The following is a 295-nucleotide window of genomic DNA, read 5'->3' as shown; positions in this document are numbered from 1 at the left end:
TGAAGATGCGCGAACCGCACAGGCAAATCTGGCCTTGGTTGGCGAAGCTGCTGCGGATGCTAGTGGCGGCGGCGGCGGCCAGGTCGCAGTCGGCAAAGACAAGGTTGGGGTTTTTGCCGGCCCAGTTCCAGGCTGAGCTTTTTGAACAGGGGTGCGGCGGTGCGGGCCAGCTGCCGGCCGGTGGCCGTGCCGCCCGTGAAGATGCGCGAACCGCACAGGCAAATCTGGCCTTGGTTGGCGAAGCTGCTGCGGATGCTAGTGGCGGCGGCGGCGGCCAGGTCGCAGTCGGCAAAGA

The 295-nt window shown here is 66.4% G+C and carries 2 protein-coding genes; both read right to left on the bottom strand.

What is annotated here, in order from left to right:
* The coding region (locus BEN48_RS19990; RefSeq protein WP_317043663.1) for a hypothetical protein at nt 1–82 on the bottom strand (82 nt) is incomplete at its 3' end.
* On the bottom strand, nt 60–295 hold a 236-nt coding region (locus BEN48_RS18540), incomplete at its 5' end, for an aldehyde dehydrogenase family protein (RefSeq protein ID WP_125932440.1). The genes BEN48_RS18540 and BEN48_RS19990, both read right to left, overlap by 23 nt.

Source organism: Hymenobacter glacialis, assembly GCF_001816165.1.
Lineage (GTDB): Bacteria > Bacteroidota > Bacteroidia > Cytophagales > Hymenobacteraceae > Hymenobacter > Hymenobacter glacialis.
The sequence above is the reverse complement of the archived record's forward strand: the minus strand, read 5'-3'. Positions and strand labels throughout refer to the sequence as shown.